This is a genomic window from Nonomuraea typhae (genome assembly GCF_009760925.1).
GTDB lineage: Bacteria > Actinomycetota > Actinomycetes > Streptosporangiales > Streptosporangiaceae > Nonomuraea > Nonomuraea typhae.
Window position 1 is genome coordinate 520,277 of record NZ_VRLV01000001.1, and the last position, 18,171, is coordinate 538,447.

Sequence of the window (18,171 nt, forward strand, 5' to 3'; positions counted from 1 at the left end):
GGCGGCTACCCCGTAATCAGCCGCACAAGCGCCGTGACCACGGCCGCCGAGGCCAGGACCGCGAGAAAGGGCGCGCGCAGCAGCAGCGCCACCACGGCCGCGGCCAGCCCGGCGGTCCGGGCGAGGTCGAAGACCAGGTTGCCCTGTTCGGCGAACATCTGCACCCCGATCAGCGCCGCCAGCAGCGCGACCGGCACGAGTTCGGCGAAGCGGTGCACCAGCGGGTGGTCCAGCACGCGGCGCGGGGCCGAGAGCCCGGCCAGCTTCAGTGCGTAGCAGCCCGCGCACACCAGCGCGATCGTCCACCAGAGCGTCATCGGACCATCACCACCAGCACGGCCACCGCGGACACCAGCACGGGCACACCGGGCGGCAGGAACGGGGTGGTGGCCAGGGCGATGAACGCGCCGGTCAGGGCCAGGGCGCGCAGGCGGGGGTCGGCCTTGAGGCGTGGCCACAGGATGGCCAGGAAGGTCGCCGGGCCGACCACGTCCAGGCCGAACACGCCGGGGTCGCCCAGGAAGGAGGTGCCGAGGGCGCCGGCCAGCGTGGTGAGGTTCCACATCACGTAGATCGTGGCGAAGGTGGTGGTGAACCCGGCACGGGCCGCCTCCGGCGTCGGCTGGGCGAGGGCGACGGCGGTGCTCTCGTCGATGACGCCCTGGGCCGCGGCCAGGCGCCGGGCGCCGCGCACCTGCAGGACGTCGGCCATGCGCAGGCCGTACAACGTGTTGCGGGTGCCGAGCAGCAGCGATCCGGCGGCGGCCGCGAGCAGGTCGCCGCCCGCGCCGATGGCGCCGACGAGGGCGAACTGCGAGGCGCCGGTGAACGCCAGCAGGCTCAGCACGCACGCCTGGGTCACGTCCAGTCCCGCGGTGACGGCCGCGGCGCCGAAGGCGACGCCGGACAGGCCCACCGCCAGCCCGACGCCCAAACCGTCCCGGATTGCCGCGGAACGGGTTGTTGTCTGTTCCATGTGGGTAAAGCTAGGAAGCTGGGCGTCAGCCGGTCTTGTACGTTCCTGCAGAGCGCCGGTATGCCGCGGGCGGGACGCCCACGATGCGTTTGAAGTGGCGGTTCAGGTGGGCCTGGTCGGTGAAGCCCAGCTCGGCGGCGACCAGGGCGGGAGGGCTGCCCGCCCCCAGGAGGGAGCGGGCCCGCCGTACTCTCAGCGAGGTCAGGTAGGCGTGCGGCGGCAGGCCCGTCGCGGCCTTGAACGCCCGCAGCAGCGGGAAGGGCCGCGCGCCCACCGTCTCGGCCAGTTCCTCCAGCGTCGGCGGGTTCACCAGCCGGCCGTCCAGCACCTCCAGCGCCGCGCGCACCGCCCGCGCGCCCGCCGTCGCCCCGTGCGCGGCGGTCCGCGGCCCTGTCGAGTGCCGCAGCATCATCCGCGCGAACAGCGTCCGCATCAGCGTCGAGGCCGTCAGGTCGTCACCGCGCTCGGCCGCCGTGTGCGTACGGCCCAGCAGCCCCGCCAGCTCCGGATCCCGCACCACCTGCTCGGGGAAGAACGGCCTGGCGTACGGCAGCGCCAGCTCGGCCGTGACCTCCGCCATGGCCTCCACCGACGGGTACAGCATGCGGTAGGCCCAGCCGTCCTCGGCGCCCGCGTGACCGGTGTGCACCGAATCGGCGTTGACCAGCACGATCTCGCCCGCGCCCGCCCGGTGGGTGCCGCCGCGGTTCTCGAACTCCTCCACGCCGTCGAGGATCAGGCCCACCGCGTACTCGGCGTGGGTGTGCCGGGTGAACCGGTGGGTGACGTACCGCGCCTTGAGCAGGTCGACCTGAGGCGCCGCCGGGTGCCGCCAGAAGCTGGCCTGCTCCTTCATACCACCCGAAAATACTCCACGAAGGCATTGAAGTAGTTCACGTGGGCCTCCCAGCGGTTGTCCGGAAGCTCCCAGTAGATGGCGAACGGCCGGCCGTCCTCGGTGCGGAAGCTCCGGGTGAGGACGTGGATCCGCGTCGTGCCCTTGAGCCGGGTGAACTCCCAGTCGGCCGCCCGAACCCCCTGGTAGGTGAGGGGACGCAGGCCGATGCGCCGGTAGCCGGTGAACTCCTTCCTGCCCAGGATGTCGCTCTCGACGTTGCGCCAGTGCTGGACGGGGTCGCTCCAGGCGTCGTCGGTCCACTCCACGATGAGCTGGCCGTCGGCGAACGGCGGGCCGGTCCAGGTGATGCTGTCGCGGGTCTTGCTCTTGGCGCCCTTCCAGCCCGCGGGCACGGCGAGGGAGAAGCCGCCCGCCTTGCTGGTGACCCGCCGCCAGCCTTCGGGGACCGCCGGGGAGGGGGCGGGCGTCACCGGCCGGGAGGCCGTGGCCGGGGCCGAGGGCGAAACGGACGGGGACACGGACGGCTCGGCGGACGGTGTCGCGGGCCCGCTCAGCCGCTCGGACACCAGGTACCCGCCTCCGGCCAGCACGAGCACCCCGGCGGCGATCGCCGCGACGGCCGGCCCGCGCGCCTTCCCACGCCTGCGCCCCCCGTGCCTGCCCCGGCCGCCGGAACCCGCGTGGCCACCTGGACGCGCGTGACCGCCTGAACCCATCTGACCGCCGGGACCCGCGTCACCGCTCGCAGGCGCGTGGCCGGCCTGGCCGGTGGAGGTGGGCATGCCGTGCTCGGGCAGCGGGCCGCCGGTCTGCAGCGTGTCCTGGGCCGCCCCGGGATACGCGCCGCCGTCCGGCGCCGGGCCGTGGGCCCACGCCTGGTTTCCGGCAGGTCCGGTCCGGAGCGCGAGAGGGACGCCCGGCTCCGCCGTACCGGAAGGGGCGGAGGAGACGGCGGCCAGGAGCGCGGCGGCCTCGGCGGCCGGGAGGCGGCCGGCCGGGTCGCGGCGCATCAGGCCCTCGATGACCGGCGTCAGCGTGCCCGCGCGCACCGGCGGGTCGGGGGCGTCACGCAGCACCGCGGCCACCGTGGCCGCCCACGAGTCGCCGCGGAAGGCCGCCTTGCCCTCCACCGCGGTGTACAGGGTCGCGCCCAGCGCCCACAGGTCCGACTCGGGTACGGCCGGCAGCCCGTTGAGGCGCTCCGGCGGCATGTAGGCGGGGGTCCCGACGAGGCCGCCGGTGGCGGTCAGGCCCTGTTCGGCCTCCAGCGTGGCGATCCCGAAGTCGGTCAGCACCACGCGGCCGTCCGCCGCCAGCAGGACGTTCTCCGGTTTGACGTCGCGGTGCAGCACCCCGGCGGCGTGCGCGGTGCGCAGCGCGTCGAGCAGGGCGGCCCCGATGGCGGCCACCCGGGCGGGCGGCAGCGGCCCGTTCTCCCGGATGACCTGGGCCAGGGAGCGCGAGCGCACGAGGTTCATGACGATCCAGGGGCGCCCGTCCTCCTCGACGACGTCGTAGACGACGACCACGGACGGGTGGTCCAGCCGGCCGGCGGCCCTGGCCTCGCGGATCGTGCGCTGGTTCAGCTCGGCCCGTCTGGCGTCGCCGATGCCCTCGTAGCGGACCTCCTTGACGGCGACCGGCCGGTCCAGCACCTCGTCGTGGGCACGCCACACGACGCCCATGCCCCCCTCACCGATCGGTTCGATGAGGCGGTATCGGTTGCTGACCAGCCTTTCCACGCCGTGCAGCCTACTTGGCCGGTTTGAAGGTGGCCGCGAAGGTGTCGAAGAAGTGCAGGTCCTTCTTCCACCGGCTGGCCAGGTTGTGCCAGTAGATGGAGTAGCCCATGCCGCCCGGGGTGACGAACCCGCGGTTGCGCACGCGGGTCTCGCCGGTGTTGGTGTTCCAGGTGAACTCCCAGTCGGCGGCGGCCACCATGTAGTCGACCTTCTTGATGTGGATCTTCTTGTAGCCGCCGAACGCGTCCTTGAGCGCCTTCTCCTGCTTCTTCCAGTCGGCGACCGGGTCGGGGCCCGCCTTGTCGATCTGGTCCACCGAGACGAAGGCGTTCGACCCGGCGCCGGGGCCGCGGAAGAAGACCTGGCTGCCCTCGCGCTTGTACTCGTCCCAGCCTTTGGGCAGGGCCATGGAGAAGCCGGTCTTGTCCTTGTACATCTTCCAGCCCGCGGGCAGCACGCCGTCGGACGGGGCTTGGGTCGGCGTGGGGCTGGGTGGCGCGGGCTGGGAGGTCTCCGGGGAGGCGCTCTGCTCGGGGGTGGAGGTCACCGCGGCCGTCTGCTCGGGGCGCTTCGGCTCTTCCTTCTTGTCCGGGGCCGAGCGCAGGCCGAGGTAGCCGCCGATGCCGGCCACGAGGATCACGGCGGCTCCGGCCGCGATGATCGGGCCGTAGCGGCGGCCCTCGCGCTTGCCCGCGGGGCGGGTGTAGTCGGCGGACGGCTGGGCGAGCCAGGAGTCGGGGTCGTCGGCGTCGGGCAGCTCATGGGACAGGACGATGTCCTGGGCCCGCGCCGCCTCGCGGTCGCGTTCCCTGGCCTTCTCGCGCTCCCTGGCGCGGGCGCGTTCGCGTTCGAGTTCGCGCTTGCGGACCCGCTCACGCTCGGCGGTGGCGGCGGCGAGCTCGCGTTCCGCCACGGCCCGCTCGCGTTCGAGCCGCTCGCGCTCCAGCCGGTCGCGTTCCTGCCGATCCCGCTCCAGGCGCTCGCGTTCGAGCCGGTCACGCTCGCGGCGCTCGCGTTCGGCCCGGTCGCGTTCGGCCCTGCTCTGGTCGGCTCTGTCCCGTTCGGCCCTGTCCCGTTCGGCCCTGCTCTGGTCGGCTCTGTCCCGTTCGGACACGTCCCGGTCGGACACGGCCCTGGCCAGGCCGGTGTCCACGCGCGTCGGCCGGGCGATCTTGGTCCCGGTCTCCGGCACCGCGGTGATGGGCTTGAGGTTGGGGTCGGTGGGTGTGTCGTCCTCGGCAACCACCGCTTCAGTGTGTGACTGCATGACGACCCTGCGCAACATGCGCGCGGTCTCTTCGTACGTCAGCCGCTGCACCGGCTCCTTGGTCAGCAGGCCGTCGATCACCGGCTTGAGGGGGCCGGCGTTGCGGGAGGGGTCGGGCTCGTCGGTGAGCACCGCGTGCATGGTGGCCAGGGCCATGCCGCGCTCGTGCGGCGAGCGGCCCTCGACCGCGGTGTAGAGGGTGGCGCCGAGTGACCACAGGTCGGACTCGCGGCGGGCGGGCAGCCCCTTGAGCCGCTCGGGCGCGATGAACGCGGGCGTGCCGGCCAGGCCGGTCATGGTCAGCTGGGTCTCGGTCTCGAGGGTGGCGATGCCGAAGTCGGTGAGCACGACGCGGCCGTCGTCGGCCAGCAGCACGTTCTCGGGCTTGACGTCGCGGTGCAGGACCCCCGACTCGTGCGCGCGGTGCAGGGCGTCGAGGACGGCCAGGCCGATCTCGGCCACCCGGCCCGGCTGCAGCGGCCCGTCCTGCTTGATCACCGCGCCCAGGGAGCGGGAGGGCACGAGCTGCATGACGATCCAGGGCCGCTCGTCCTCTTCGATCACGTCGTGCACGACGATCACGTTGGGGTGCTCGAACCTGGCCGCCGCGCGGGCCTCACGCATCGTCCGCCGGTTGAGCAGCTGCACCTCGTCGCCCAGGGCGGCGGCGTAGCGGACCTCCTTGACGGCGACCGTGCGATCGAGCAGCTCGTCGTGGGCCCGCCAGACGATGCCCATGCCGCCCTTGCCGATGGGCTCCTGAAGCTGGTAGCGGCCGGCGATGCGGCGACCGCGCTGCTTACGATCCGACGTCAACGGCCTCAAACCCTCCTCTAGGCCAAGAAATACTCCCATAGCGGGGGATCATCGGCGACTCACGCGAGGGTCAGTCCGTGCTTCGGGAAGGAAGGTCTGGCAGGTGGAGGGCAGGGCGAAGCTCCTGGACGCCAATTGTCGCCGTCCGTTCATCGCGCGGGTCGCCCCTGGTTCACCCCGCGCGGGTACGGCTCAGCCGATGGGATGGCCGCGCCGTACCGAGGTGAGCTTCCACCCGGCGGCGATGGCCGCGGCCAGCAGCGGCAGCAGGAAGAACGCCACCCGCTGGTCGGCGTCGGCGAACGGCATGAGCAGCACCACCAGCGCCAGGAACGCCAGCGTCGCCCAGTTCGTGTACGGCGAGCCCGGCATCCGGAACGCGGACACGTGCCCACGCCGCCGCAGGCAGAGCTGGCAGTAGACCAGCGTGCCCCAGGTCGTGATCACGCCCAGGGAGGCGACGGCGGTGGCGATGTTGAAGGCCCGCTCCGGGACGTAGTAGAACAGCGCCACCCCGGCGACGAAGACGCCGGCGGTCATCAGGATGCCGCCGATGGGCACGTGCCGCCCGCTGAGCCGCGCGGCGAAGCCCGGCGCCTCGCCCTTCATGGCCATGGAGCGCAGGATGCGGCCGGTGGAGTACAGGCCGGAGTTGCACGAGGACATCGCGGCGGTGATCACGATGAGGTTCATGGCGTCGGCCGCCCACGGCACGCCCAGGCTGCCGAAGAAGGTGACGAAGGGGGAGTTGTCGGCGCTGTAGGCGGTCCAGGGCAGGACCATCGCCAGCAGGACGACCGAGCCGACGTAGAAGACGGCGATGCGCCAGATGACGCCGTTGATGGCCTTGGGCATGACCTCGCGGGGGTTCTCGGTCTCCCCTGCGGTGATGCCGACCAGCTCGATCGAGGCGTAGGCGAAGACGACGGCCTGCAGGCTCATGAGCACGACGCCGAACCCGTTGGGGAAGAAGCCGCCGTGGGCGGTGAGGTTGGCCGGGGTGGCCTCGCCCACGGAGAACAGCACCGCGGCCAGGCCCACGACGAGGAAGGTGACGATCGCCAGCACCTTCAGCAGCGCGAACCAGAACTCCAGCTCGCCGAAGAGCCGCACCGACAGCAGGTTGACCGCCAGCACGAACACCAGCGCGATCAGCGCGGTGATCCAGGTGGGGAAGTGCGGGGCCCAGCGGTGCACGTAGGTGGCGATCGCGGTCAGCTCGGCGATGCCGGTGAACGCCCAGTTGATCCAGTACATCCAGCCGCTGGCGAAGGCGGCCCACGGGCCGATGAACTCGTTGGCGTACTCCACGAACGAGCCCGAGGTGGGCCGGTAGAGGACGAGCTCGCCGAGCGCGCGCATGACGAAGAAGGCGGCCAGGCCCGCCACCGCATAGGACAGCACGAGCGCGGGCCCGGCGGCGGCCAGCCGGCCGCCGGCGCCCAGGAACAGGCCGACGCCGATCGCGCCGCCGATCGCGATCATCTGAACGTGACGGTTGTGCAGTGCGTGGGTGTAACCTTCATCCGGTTGCACTGTGTTGCCTTTCGTCGCTTTCCGTAATGGCGACGATATCCACGCACGTGTCCGCGACGAGGGGGACACACCGATCGTTTCCGCTCTCGCGGCAGGCACCGAATTGTCGGCGCGGACCACTAGAGTCGGAGCGCACACCACGTCCGTCCGGGAGGCGCCGCTCCATGTCGTCCAGCGACTCGTTCGTCCATCTGCACGTGCACACCGAATACTCCATGCTCGACGGGGCCGCCCGCCTCAAGCAGATGTTCAAACAGGTCGGCGAGCTGGGCATGCCCGCGATCGCCATCACCGACCACGGCAACATGCACGGCGCCTACGACTTCTACAGGCAGGCGACCGCGGCCGGCGTGAAGCCGATCATCGGCATCGAGGCGTACGTCGCCCCCGAGATGCGGCAGAACAAGAAGCCGGTGCTGTGGGGCGAGCCGCACCAGAAGAAGGACGACGTCTCCGCGGGCGGCTACTACACCCACATGACGATCTGGGCGCGCAACAAGAGCGGGCTGCACAACCTGATGAAGCTCTCCTCGCGCGCCTACACCGAGGGCTTCCACCGCAAGTGGGCCCGGATGGACGCCGAGATCCTGGCCGAGCACGCCGAGGGCCTCATGGCCACCACCGGCTGCCCGTCGGGCGAGGTGCAGACCAGGCTCAGGCTCGGGCAGTACGACGAGGCGGTGAAGGCGGCGGCGAAGTTCCAGGAGATCTTCGGCAGGGAGCACTACTTCCTGGAGATCATGGACCACGGCCTGGAGATCGAGCGCCGGGTCCGCGACGGGCTCACCCGCATCAGCAAGGAACTGAACATCCCGCCGCTGGTGACCAACGACTCCCACTACACCTACGAGTCCGACGCCTCCTCCCACGACGCCCTGCTGTGCATCCAGACCGGCAAGCAGCTGTCCGACCCCGACCGCTTCCGCTTCGACGGCTCCGGCTACTACATCAAGTCCGCCGACGAGATGCGCGCGGTCGACTCCTCCGACATCTGGGCCGAGGGCTGCCGCAACACGCTGCTGGTGGCCGAGAAGGTCGAGCCGGACGGGTTCTTCGAGCACAAGAACCTCATGCCGACCTTCCCGATCCCCGACGGCATGACCGAGGAGCAGTTCTTCCGCCAGGAGGTCTGGAAGGGCCTGGAGCGGCGCTTCCCCGGCGGCATCGACGAGGAGCACCGCGCCTGGGCCGAGAAGGAGCTCGGCGTCATCCTCCAGATGGGCTTCCCCAGCTACTTCCTCGTGGTCGCCGACTTCATCATGTGGGCCAAGAACAACGGCATCCGGGTGGGGCCCGGCCGTGGTTCCGCCGCCGGTTCGCTGGTGGCCTACGCGCTGGGCATCACCGACCTCGACCCGATCCCCCACGGCCTGATCTTCGAGCGCTTCCTCAACCCCGAGCGCGTCTCGATGCCCGACGTCGACATCGACTTCGACGAGCGCCGGCGCGCTGACGTGATCCGCTACGTGACCGAGAAGTGGGGCGCCGACAAGGTCGCCATGATCGCCACCTTCGGCACCATCAAGGCGAAGGCCGCCATCAAGGACGCCGGCCGCGTCCTGGGCTACCCCTACGCGCTGGGCGACCGGGTCTCCAAGGCGTTCCCGCCCGCCGTCATGGGCAAGGACATCCCGCTGTCGGGCATCTTCGACAAGGACCACCCCCGCTACGCCGAGGCGGGCGAGCTGCGCAAGCTCTACGACGAGGACGTGGACGTCAAGTCCACGATCGACCTCGGGCGCGGCCTGGAGGGCCTGATCCGGCAGACCGGCGTGCACGCCGCGGGCGTCATCATGTCCTCGGAGGTCCTGACCGACTACATCCCGATCATGCGCCGCGACTCCGACGGCGCGATCATCACGCAGTTCGACTACCCGACCTGCGAGACGCTCGGCCTGCTGAAGATGGACTTCCTGGGCCTGCGCAACCTCACGATCATCGACGACTGCCTGAAGTACATCGAGGCCGACACCGGCAACCAGATCGAGCTGCTCGACCTGCCGCTGGACGACGTCAAGACCTATGAGCTGCTGGCGCGCGGCGACACGCTCGGCATCTTCCAGCTCGACGGCGGCGGCATGCGCTCGCTGCTGCGCCTGATGCGCCCCGACAACTTCGAGGACATCTCCGCGGCCCTGGCCCTGTACCGGCCGGGCCCGATGGGCGCCAACTCCCACACCAACTACGCGCTGCGCAAGAACGGCCAGCAGGAGATCACCCCGATCCACGAGGCGCTCGAGGAGCCGCTCAAGGACATCCTCGACACGACCTACGGCCTGATCATCTATCAGGAGCAGGTCATGGCCATCGCCCAGAAGGTCGCCGGCTACTCCCTCGGCGGCGCCGACCTGCTGCGGCGCGCGATGGGCAAGAAGAAGAAGTCGGAGCTGGACAAGCAGTACGAGTTCTTCGAGAAGGGCATGAAGGACAACGGCTTCCCGGCCGCCGCCATCAAGGCCCTGTGGGACATCCTGCTCCCGTTCTCCGACTACGCCTTCAACAAGGCCCACACCGCCGGCTACGGCCTGGTCTCCTACTGGACCGCCTACCTCAAGGCCAACTACCCGGCCGCCTACATGGCCGCGCTGCTGACGTCGGTCAAGGACGACAAGGACAAGTCGGCGCTCTATCTCAACGAGTGCCGCCGCATGGGCATCAAGGTCTTCCCGCCGGACGTCAACGACTCCGACTTCGACTTCACCCCGCGCGGCACCGACATCCGCTTCGGCCTGTCGGCCATCCGCAACGTCGGCGGCAACGTCGTCGACGGCATCATCGGCGCGCGCAAGGAGAAGGGGCGCTTCGCCGACTTCAAGGAGTTCCTGCGCAAGGTCCCGGCGATCGTCTGCAACAAGCGGGTCATCGAGTCGCTGATCAAGGCGGGCGCCTTCGACTCCCACGGCCACGTCCGCAAGGGCCTGGTCATGGTGCACGAGCAGGCCGTCGACGCGATCATCGACATCAAGAAGAACGAGGCGATCGGCCAGGACTCCCTGTTCGGCGCGATCGAGGGCGGCGAGGACCAGACCTTCGACGTGCAGATCCCGGTCGGCGAGTGGGACAAGAACACCCTGCTGCAGTTCGAGCGGGAGATGCTGGGCCTGTACGTCTCCGACCACCCGCTGTTCGGCGTGGAGCACATCCTGGCCTCCGGCGCCGACTGCTCGGTCGCGGCCCTGCAGGACGACTCCCGCGCCGACGGCATGGTCGTCACCGTCGGCGGCATCCTGTCGGGCGTGCAGCGCAAGGTCACCAAGAAGGGTGACACCTGGGTGCTGACCCAGCTGGAGGACCTCGAAGGCGCCATCGAGGTCATGATCTTCCCCTCGGCCTACCAGCTGTGCTCGACGATCCTGGCCGAGGACGCGATCGTCTTCGTCAAGGGCCGCATCGACAAGCGCGAGGACGTCGCCAAGATCATCGCGATGGAGGTGACCGCGCCCGACCTCACCCAGGAGGCGGGCGGCCCGCTGACCGTCAGCCTGCCGCTGGGCCGCTGCACGCCGCCGGTGGTCTCGCGGCTGAAGGAGATCCTGACCACCCATCCGGGCACCTCCGAGGTGCACCTGCAGGTGCACCACGGCCCCAAGACCACGGTCCTGCGGGTGGAGGACCGTCTGCGGGTCACTCCGTCGCCTGCGCTCATGGGCGACCTGAAGCAACTCCTCGGCCCGGCCTGCCTTGGAGGTTAAGAAACCTTCCTAACTATCTTGACACCTCGCCCTGCCGCTTGCCACGATCGCCTGGTAAGCGGCTTGGCGCGGCCCCTGCGCGGGGTGACGTGCTTGGCGAGATCCACTCGCTATCCCGGCTGCTCGACGGGTCATGCCCCAATCTCGCCCCCCAGGAGATTCGCCATGTCCAGAGCCCGCTGGTCCCTGCTCGCCATCCTCTCCTTACTGGTCGCCCTGCTGACGCCCGCCACGGCGCAGTCGGCCGCCGAGACCCTGCTCTCTCAGGGCAAACCCGCTGCCTCCTCTTCCAAGGAGGGCAGCTCCTACAGCTCCGGCAAAGCCTTCGACGGCAACTTCACCTCCACCCGCTGGGCCTCCCTGGAAGGCCAGGACCCGCAGTGGATCCGCGTCGACCTGGGCAGCACCCAGCAGATCTCGCGGGTGAAGCTGTTCTGGGAGGTCGCCTACGGCAAGGCCTACCAGATCCAGGTCTCGCCCGACGCCGCGAGCTGGACCACCGTCTACTCCACCACGACCGGTGACGGCGGCACCGACGACCTGACCGTCAGCGCCTCCGCCCGCTACGTGCGCATGTACGGCACGCAGCGCGGCACCCCCTACGGCTACTCGCTGTGGGAGATGCAGGTGTTCGGCGGCGGCCCCGACCCCGGCGGCCCCTCCTTCACCGTGGCGGCGGCCGGTGACATCGCCCAGCAGTGCTCCTCCGGCTCCTCGTGCATGCACCTGAAGACCGCGACGCTGGTCGAGCAGCTCAACCCCGAGTTCGTCATCACGATGGGCGACAACCAGTACGACGACGCCCTGCTGTCGGACTTCCGCAACTACTACGACAAGTCGTGGGGCCGCTTCAAGGCCAAGACCAAGCCCAGCCCGGGCAACCACGAGACCTACGACCCGGCGGGCCCGCTGGCCGGCTACAAGTCGTACTTCGGGTCGATCGCCTACCCGCAGGGCAAGAGCTACTACAGCTACGACCGCGGCGCCTGGCACTTCATCGCCCTGGACTCCAACTCCTTCGACAGCCAGGCCCAGCTCGACTGGCTCAGCGCCGACCTGGCCGCCACGACCAAGCGGTGCGTGGCCGCCTACTGGCACCACCCGCTGTTCAGCTCGGGCGAGCACGGCAACGACCCGGTCAGCCGCCCGGTGTGGCAGCGCCTGTACGCGGCCGGGGCCGAGCTGGTGCTCAACGGGCACGACCACCACTACGAGCGCTTCGCCCCGCAGAACCCGGACGCCCAGGCCGATCCCAACGGCATCGTCGAGATCCTCGGCGGCATGGGCGGGGCCTCGCCGTACAACATCGAGAACGTTCAGCCGAACAGCCAGAAGCGCCTGAGCGGCACCTACGGCGTGGTGAAGCTGTCGTTCACCGACACCACGTTCACCTCGCAGCTCGTCGGGGTGGACGGCGCGGTCAAGGACACCAGCCCCACCTACACCTGCCACTAGATGTACCTGTCGATCAAAGGCACCAGGCTCTCGCGCGCCGTGCCCGCCAACGTGGTGGCGCTCGGCGCGGTGAGCCTGGTGACCGACATCTCCTCAGAAATGATCACCGCGGTGCTGCCGCTGTACCTGGTCGGCACGCTCGGGCTCAGCCTGGTGCAGTTCGGCGTGCTGGACGGGCTGTACTTCGGGGTGACGGCGGCGGTACGCCTGGCCGGCGGGCACGCGGCCGACCGGTGGCGGCGGCGCAAGCTGGTGGCCGGGATCGGGTACGGCCTGTCGGCGCTGGCCAAGCTCGGCCTGCTGGCGGCGGGCGGCTCGGTCGGCGCGCTGGGCGCCGTCATCGCCGCCGACCGCACCGGCAAGGGCCTGCGCACCGCGCCGCGCGACGCGTTGATCACGCTGAGCGCGCCGGTGGACGGCCTCGGCACCGCCTTCGGCGTGCATCGCGCGATGGACACCGCCGGGGCGCTGCTCGGCCCGCTGGCGGCCTTCGGCCTGCTGGCGGCGACCGGCGGCGCGCACGACGCGGTCTTCGTCACCAGCTTCTGCGTTGCGGCGCTGGGCGTGGTGATGCTGGCCGCGGTGGTGCGCGATCGCCGCGGCCCGCTGGCGCCGCGCCCGTCGCTGCGGGTGGCGGTGCTGAAGGACCGCGCGTTCCGCCGGGTGTGCCTGGCCGCCTGCCTGCTCGGGCTGGTGACCGTGAGCGACGCCTTCGTCTACCTCATGCTGCAGCGCCGCCTGGGGTTCGCGCCGGAGTTGTTCCCCCTGCTGCCGCTGGGCACGGCCGCGGTCTACCTGCTGCTGGCCGTACCCGTGGGCAGGTTGTCCGACCGGTACGGCAGGGCCGCGGTGTTCGTCGCCGGGCATGTGGCGCTGCTGGCCGCCTACCTGGTGCTGATGGGGCCGGGCTGGCTGCTGCCGGTGCTGGTGCTGCACGGGGCGTTCTACGCGGCCACGGACGGCGTGCTGATGGCGCTGGCCGGGCCGATGCTGCCGGAGGGCCTGCGAACCAGCGGCCTGGCGGTGCTGCAGACCGGGCAGGCGGCGGCGCGGATGGTGTCCTCGATCGGGTTCGGCGTGTTGTGGACGGCGCTGGGAGCCGGGCAGGGCCTGCTGGTCATGGCGGCCGGGCTGGCGGTGTCGATGATCGTGGCCTGGAGGGTGTTGTGAGCGTGGACCAGACGATCATCCGTGACGTCTCCGGGGAACCGGAGGGGGAGGCCGGGCCGTCGCCGCGCGGCAGGCTCCTGGCCGTGGTGCTGGCGGTGGTGGTGCTGGCCGGGGCGGCGACCGGCTACGCCTGGTGGTCGGCCGCCCGGAGCGAGGGCCCGGCCGCCGGCGCGGTGGATCCGGGCCGCCCCGGGCAACTGGTGTTCCGCACCTCGGGGCGGCTCGCCGCGGCGCCGCTGCCGGCCACGGGCGCCGCGCCCACGGTGAGCGCGCTCCGGTGCGATCGCACCTACACCGCCGCCGGCACCACCCTCTGCCTGACCACCCGCGCGGGCGCGCCGCCCACGACCGACGCGATCGTGCTCGGCCGCGACCTGAAGGAGATCCGCAGGGTACGGCTGGCCGGCGTCCCCAGCCGCGCCCGGGTCTCGGCCAGCGGCCGGATGGCGTCCTGGACGGTCTTCGTCACCGGCGAGTCCTACAACAGCGGCGGCTTCTCCACCTGGAGCGGCATCCTGGACACGCGCACCGGCTACGTGATCACCAACATCGAGGAGATCCCGGTGCGCATCGACGGCCGCCGCTACCACTCCGCGGACGTCAACTACTGGGGCATCACGTTCGCCGCCGACGACAACCGCTTCTACGCGACGCTGGGCACGAAGGGCAAGACCTACCTGGTGGAAGGAGACTTCGCGAACTGGCGGGCCCGCACGCTGCGGGAGAACGCCGAGTGCCCGTCGCTGTCGCCGGACGGCACGACCCTGGTCTACAAGAAGCGCGTCAGCCCGGGGCCGTGGCGCCTGCACGCCCTGGACCTGGCCACCGGCAGGGAGACGCCCCTGGCGGAGCCGGCCTCGATCGACGACCAGGCGGCCTGGCTGGACGAGCGGACGGTGATGTACGCCAAGGGCAGGGACGTGTGGTCGGTCCCGGCCGACGGCTCGGGCGCGCCGCGCCTGCTGGCCGGGGAGGCGTCCTCGCCCGCCGCCGTCCGCTGAGGGTCTTACACCTGACCGCCCAAACCGGGCTTCACCGTAATTTCCGTACGCATACCGATATCGATACGGATATCCCATCAAGCGGTCCGGTCTTAGTGTCAAGCCGCCACACCCCCCATCCTCCACGCCGGTCCGCACGCCCGTGCGGGCCAGCGTGGACGGAACCTGAAAGGACTGGCGAGTGAGACGCAGATCCGTCCTCGCGGCAGTCGCCGGGCTGGCCGCCACGGCCGCCATGGTGATCAACCCGGCCGCCGCCACAGCGCCTCCGGGCGCCAAACCCCAGCAGAGCCTGACCGCCTCCGATCCGCAGGGCCTTGCCGCCACAGCGGCCGACCGGGCCGTGGCCAGCGGACTGGACGAATTACGCAAGGGCCCTGACGAGACCTACTGGCGCCGCGCCGTGACGGCCGGCGCCAGCGGCATGTTCTACGTGTCCTACGACCGCACCTACAAGGGCCTGCCGATGGTCGGCGGCGACGCGGTCGTCGTCACCGACTCGCAGGGCCGGGTACGCGACACCACCGCGGCCACCGGCCCCGCACCGGCCGACCTGGCCGTCGAGCCGCGGATCAGCGCCGAGCGCGCGATCCGCGTCTCCAAGACCAGGCTCTCGCGCGTCGACGCCGCGGGCACGCCACGCCTGGTCGTGCTGGCCTGGGGCAAGACGCCGAAGCTGGCCTGGGAGACCGTGGTCGAAGGCGTGGCCGCCGGCAAGCCGAGCAAGCAGCACGTCTTCGTCGACGCCCGCACCGGCAAGGTCGCCGACAGCTACGACCTGGTCAGATACAGCAACCTCGGCGCCGTCGCCAAGGACCGGGCCAAGTCCGCCACCGCCGCCACGGCTGGCAACCTGGGCACCGGCAACGGCTACTACTACCCGAACGTGACCATCGACACGAGCCAGCAGTCCGGCACGTACCGCATGGTCGACACCACCCGCCCCGGCTACCAGTGCGGCGGCCAGAACGGCTCGCCGTACACCGGGCCGGACGACGTGTGGGGCAACAACTCCGGCACCAACCTCGAGACCGCCTGCGTGGACGTCCTGTACGGCGCCCAGCGCGAGTGGAACATGCTCCGTGACTGGCTGGGCCGCAACGGCGTCAACGGCACCGGCGGCGGCTTCCCGGCGCGGGTCGGCCTGAGCGACGTCAACGCCTACTGGAACGGCAGCTACACCAACTTCGGCCGTTCCCAGGACAGCCAGCGCCAGGTCACCCCGATCGACGTGGTCGCCCACGAGTACGGCCACGCCATCTTCCAGACCACGCCCGGCGGCGCCGGCTCCGGCAACGAGAACGGCGGCATCAACGAGAGCACCGGCGACATCTTCGGCGCGCTGACCGAGCACTTCGCCGCCAACGCCGACGACCCGGCGGACTACGAGGTCGGCGAGGAGGTGAACCTGGTCGGCCAGGGCCCGATCAGGTACATGTACAACCCGAACCGGGTCGGCGACCCGAACTGCTGGTCCACCTCGATCCCGAACACCGAGGTGCACGCGGCGGCCGGTCCGCTCAACCACTGGTTCTACCTGCTGGCCGAGGGCAGCAACCCGGGTGGCGGCAAGCCGACCAGCCCGATCTGCTCCGGCGGCCCCAGCTCGGTGACCGGCATCGGCATCCAGAAGGCCGGCAAGATCTTCATGGGCGCCCTGGGCCGCAAGACCTCGTCGTGGCGCTACGCGAACGTGCGCTCGGCGTCGCTGGCCGCGGCGGTCGAGCTCTACGGCGCCAACAGCGTCGAGTGCGCCACCACCAAGGCGGCGTGGAACGCGGTGAGCGTGCCGGTGCAGTCCGGCGAGCCCACCTGTGAGGCGCCGAACCAGGACTTCTCCATCAACACCAACCCGGCCACCGGGTCGGTGGAGGCCGGGCAGACGGCGACCACGCAGATCGTCACGCAGACGACCGCGGGCAACGCGCAGACGGTCAACCTGAGCGCCTCCGGCGTGCCGGCCGGCGCGAGCGCGACCTTCAACCCCACCTCGGTGACCAGCGGCAACAACTCCACGCTCACGGTCACCACCAGCGCCAACACGCCGCAGGGCACCCACACCATCACGGTGACGGGCACCGGCACGACGGCCACCCACACGGCGACCTTCCGGCTGACGGTGGGAACCGGGACCGTCGATCCGCCGGACATCAGCCTGACCAACGTCAAGGCGCACATCAACCAGTTCCAGACGATCGCCACCAACAACGGCGGCAACCGCCGCTCGACCGGCCCCGGCTACACCGCCTCGGTGTCGTACGTGGAGCAGAGGCTCCAGCAGGCCGGTTACACGGTGCGCCGCGTGGCGTGCGGGTCGACCTGCACCTCCGGCGCGGGCCCGAACCTGGTCGCCGACTGGCCGGGCGGTGACGAGAACCAGGTCATCATGGCCGGCGCGCACCTGGACGGCGTCACGGCCGGACCGGGCATCAACGACAACGCCTCGGGCTCGTCGGCGCTGCTGGAAGTGGCGCTGACCCTGGCGGCGCAGCGGCCGAACATGCTCAAGCACGTGCGCTTCGGCTGGTGGAGTGACGAGGAGCAGGGCCTGAACGGCTCCGAGGGCTACATCGCCTCGCTGAGCACGGCCGAGCGCCAGCGGATCCAGGTCTACCACAACTACGACATGGTGGGCTCGCCCAACGGCGGCTACTTCATCAACAACATCAACACCACCGCCGCCCAGCACCTCAAGGCGTTCTACGACCGGCTGAACCTGCAGCCGGAGGAGAACACCGAGGGCGCCAACCGCTCCGACGACGCCTCGTTCCGCAACGCGGGCATCGCCACGTCGGGCGTCGCGGCCGGCGCGAGCTTCACCAAGACGCAGGCCCAGGCCACCAAGTGGGGCGGCACCGCCGGTCAGGCATACGACCGGTGCTACCACGCCGCCTGCGACACCTCCGCCAACATCAACGACACGGTGCTCGACCGGGCCTCGGACGCGGCCGCCTGGGCCATCTGGAAGCTCGCCGTGGGCGACGGCAACCCGCCCATCCGTGACTTCTCGATAGCGGCCAACCCCGCCTCCGGCACCGTCCAGGCCGGCAACCCGGCCACGACGACGATCAACACGCAGACCACCGCCGGCACCGCTCAGACGATCAACTTCACCGGCACCACCGGCCTGCCCTCCGGCGCCGGTGCCACCTTCAACCCGACCTCGGTCACCTCCGGCAACAACTCCACGCTGACGATCACCACCAGTACCTCGACCCCGTCGGGCACGTACCCGGTGACGATCACCGGCTCGGGAGAGACCGGAACCAAGACCACGGTGTTCACGCTGACCGTGTCGGGTGACACCGGCGGCCGGACCTTCCGCAACGACACCGACTACCAGATCCGCGACTTCACCTACATCCAGAGCCCGGTCACCTCCAACGCGACCGGCAGGGCGCAGTCGCCGGTGACGGTGACCGCGACCAGCAACCACACCTGCCTCGAGGACCTCGACATCTGGCTGCGCGGCCCGAGCGGCACGTGGCACCAGATCAGGGCGGCCGGCGGCACCTCCTGCACGCCGTTCGGCACCCAGACCTGGTCCGTACCGGTGAACCAGAACGCCGCCGGTTCGTGGGTGTTGTACATCGAGGACATCTACGCCCAGGACCAGGGCGTCCTCGACTGGTGGAGCATCAAGGTCTGATGACGCAC

Annotated in this window: 11 protein-coding genes; 5 read left to right on the top strand and 6 right to left on the bottom strand. The window is 70.7% G+C overall.

The genetic code is table 11. The annotated features are described in order from the left end of the window. Positions 1–5: 5 nt before the first annotated feature. The 6 genes from FVE25_RS02450 to FVE25_RS02475 all read right to left on the bottom strand — a co-directional run bounded on the left by FVE25_RS02450 (position 6) and on the right by FVE25_RS02475 (position 7,145). Entirely contained in the window at positions 6–317 is a 312-nt protein-coding gene (locus FVE25_RS02450; RefSeq protein ID WP_157244710.1) for an AzlD domain-containing protein, read from the bottom strand. Beyond that, the gene (locus FVE25_RS02455; protein ID WP_157244711.1) at positions 314–976 is read right to left on the bottom strand and encodes an AzlC family ABC transporter permease; all 663 of its coding nucleotides are present in this window, start codon (positions 974–976) and stop codon (positions 314–316) included. Before FVE25_RS02455 ends, FVE25_RS02450 begins: the two co-directional genes overlap by 4 nt. Before the next feature lie 25 nt (positions 977–1,001). Beyond that, positions 1,002–1,832, bottom strand: a complete 831-nt coding sequence (locus FVE25_RS02460; protein WP_157244712.1) for an AraC family transcriptional regulator — start codon at positions 1,830–1,832, stop codon at positions 1,002–1,004. Further along, positions 1,829–3,577, bottom strand: a complete 1,749-nt coding sequence (locus tag FVE25_RS02465) for a serine/threonine-protein kinase (RefSeq protein WP_157244713.1) — start codon at positions 3,575–3,577, stop codon at positions 1,829–1,831. Before FVE25_RS02465 ends, FVE25_RS02460 begins: the two co-directional genes overlap by 4 nt. A 10-nt stretch (positions 3,578–3,587) precedes the next feature. Continuing rightward, positions 3,588–5,660, bottom strand: a complete 2,073-nt coding sequence (locus tag FVE25_RS02470; protein ID WP_181019422.1) for a serine/threonine-protein kinase — start codon at positions 5,658–5,660, stop codon at positions 3,588–3,590. 192 nt (positions 5,661–5,852) lie between these two features. Further along, on the bottom strand, positions 5,853–7,145 hold the full coding sequence (locus tag FVE25_RS02475; protein ID WP_157244715.1) for an amino acid permease: 1,293 nt from the start codon (positions 7,143–7,145) through the stop codon (positions 5,853–5,855). Positions 7,146–7,360: 215 nt separating this feature from the next. On the opposite strand from FVE25_RS02475, the gene dnaE reads away from it, so the two are divergent. From dnaE to FVE25_RS02500, 5 genes are all read left to right on the top strand, one after another. Then, a complete protein-coding gene (gene dnaE / locus FVE25_RS02480) occupies positions 7,361–10,888 on the top strand; it encodes a DNA polymerase III subunit alpha (protein ID WP_157244716.1) in 3,528 nt (1,175 codons plus the stop codon). A 165-nt stretch (positions 10,889–11,053) separates the two neighbouring features. Next, positions 11,054–12,343 carry a galactose-binding domain-containing protein gene (locus FVE25_RS02485; RefSeq protein ID WP_157244717.1) on the top strand — a complete coding sequence of 430 codons (1,290 nt, stop codon included), beginning with the start codon at positions 11,054–11,056 and terminating at the stop codon, positions 12,341–12,343. Then, positions 12,344–13,513, top strand: a complete 1,170-nt coding sequence (locus tag FVE25_RS02490) for an MFS transporter (RefSeq protein ID WP_157244718.1) — start codon at positions 12,344–12,346, stop codon at positions 13,511–13,513. 2 nt (positions 13,514–13,515) lie between these two features. Then, positions 13,516–14,514 (top strand): TolB family protein, encoded by a 999-nt coding sequence (locus FVE25_RS02495; protein ID WP_246266539.1) that lies wholly within the window; start codon positions 13,516–13,518, stop codon positions 14,512–14,514. A 181-nt stretch (positions 14,515–14,695) separates the two neighbouring features. Further along, positions 14,696–18,163 (top strand): M28 family peptidase, encoded by a 3,468-nt coding sequence (locus FVE25_RS02500; RefSeq protein ID WP_219825273.1) that lies wholly within the window; start codon positions 14,696–14,698, stop codon positions 18,161–18,163. Positions 18,164–18,171: the final 8 nt, after the last annotated feature.